The organism is Candidatus Burkholderia verschuerenii (assembly GCF_001189365.1).
Classification (GTDB): domain Bacteria; phylum Pseudomonadota; class Gammaproteobacteria; order Burkholderiales; family Burkholderiaceae; genus Caballeronia; species Caballeronia verschuerenii.
In genome coordinates this window covers 1-1,486 of record NZ_LFJJ01000362.1, presented here as the reverse complement: position 1 = coordinate 1,486, position 1,486 = coordinate 1, and the positions used below count along the sequence as shown (strand labels likewise).

The 1,486-nt window shown below is 57.9% G+C and carries 2 protein-coding genes; one reads left to right on the top strand and one right to left on the bottom strand.

Annotated elements, in window-relative coordinates; genetic code table 11:
* Positions 1-145: 145 nt before the first annotated feature.
* Positions 146-517 carry a hypothetical protein gene (locus BVER_RS33120; protein WP_050456142.1) on the bottom strand — a complete coding sequence of 124 codons (372 nt, stop codon included), beginning with the start codon at positions 515-517 and terminating at the stop codon, positions 146-148.
* 193 nt (positions 518-710) lie between these two features.
* On the opposite strand from BVER_RS33120, the gene BVER_RS28875 reads away from it, so the two are divergent.
* Positions 711-1,415 carry a phage integrase family protein gene (locus BVER_RS28875; protein ID WP_232316919.1) on the top strand — a complete coding sequence of 235 codons (705 nt, stop codon included), beginning with the start codon at positions 711-713 and terminating at the stop codon, positions 1,413-1,415.
* Positions 1,416-1,486 lie beyond the last annotated feature (71 nt).

The following is a 1,486-nucleotide window of genomic DNA, read 5'->3' as shown; positions in this document are numbered from 1 at the left end:
TTGCTCGGCCCGCTTGGGTACGTGTCGCCGGCGGAGGCAGAGGAAGCGTACAATCGGAATCCGGTGCTTTCCGCTCGCGCGGCGTAGCGCCAAACTCGGCGGTCTCCGACAAAGCCGGGGCGGTTCAACCCTACAATCACTATCATTAAAAGGCATGACGTGGCAAGCATGCCGCGGGTTGGCTTCCAGTTTGCATCTTCGCCACGCTCGAACATCGCGGCAAAGAGGACAAAACAACATACCACCAAGGCGCCCCACGAAGCCCAGATCGCAATCTCACCTGGCCACTGTGCAAAAGAGTGTTGCTGTCTTTCGCCTTCATTGCATCTTGCATCGCCAGTATCGCACCGCCGTACAACCATCCCATCGAATCGGCCGCCTCTCGCCACTCCCATTTGAAAGGCTTACCTTTCGCATGGACCACCTTCCGGGCTACGCCGAACGCTATATAGATTAACGAGGTACCGAAGAGCGGGATGAGCGCTTCGATGACCAGCCACGTCAGCGCTGTCTTCATAATTGTCTGGTTGAGTTCATAGCCGCACCTTGTCGGCGTCAGGCGCGTTGCGAAGGCAATCCTACCCTACTTTCACTTCATTTTAATCCTGATAATTCGTATTATCAGGATTGCGTTTAATGGGTAAAATCAGGGGGTAGGGCATCTACGTCCCGTCCACACTGGCCTTCCGGCGAACCACGAAAAGCGGCAAATGGCGAATAAAGTGCAGAACGTCACGAAAAGCCGAGCGTCGTACACGAAGAATCACTTCGCGGCGCTGCGCGCGTTCATTCAGCGCGTGCCGGCAGCGACGATCGCGCGCCTGTATTTCTCCGAGGACGAGCACGGCAACGAAGCGACCCCAGGCTGGATCGAGTCATACTTGCGGCGCATGCAGGCCGAACTGGTCGATCTCGCGCTCGAGCACGGTTCGTCGGTGCTGGCCGATCACCTGAAGGCGTCGGCTAAAGCCCATGGCAGCGCACGACTCACGGCCGTGACGCTCAAGATGGTCGAGCAGGCCGCACTATTGGCGGTGGCCAAGCCCGAGGCGTCGCACGGGGTCGGCATGTGGTTCAAACCATTAGTTGCGCGGCGACTGAAAGACGCCGGCATCAGCACACTGGCCGAACTGGTGGATTTCTGTAACCGGCGCGGCGGCAGTTGGTGGCGCGCCGTGCCACGCATCGGGCCGGGGCGCGTGCGGCACATCGTGTCCTGGCTACGCCAGAACGAGGCGCTGATCGGGCTGCATGTCGCCCCAGACATCTCGCTAGACGATCCATTCTCGGCACCAGATAGCGAACTCGTAACGATTGATACGGATTCGAGTGTCTTGGCACCGCTAGAGCGCGTCCGACTGCCTAGGCTCTGTTCACATTTGAAGAAATGTGTTTACATCTCATCTTTTGCGTAAGCGATCAAGATGAGTCGAATGTTGCTGACCGATGAGATATGGGGACGACTGGAGTCCATTGTTCCGGGTAA

Coding starts and splice junctions, on each gene's coding strand:
- BVER_RS33120 (WP_050456142.1), bottom strand. CDS start 517: ATGAAGACAGCGCTGACGTGGCTGGTCATCGAAGCGCTCATCCCGCTC.
- BVER_RS28875 (WP_232316919.1), top strand. CDS start 711: ATGGCGAATAAAGTGCAGAACGTCACGAAAAGCCGAGCGTCGTACACG.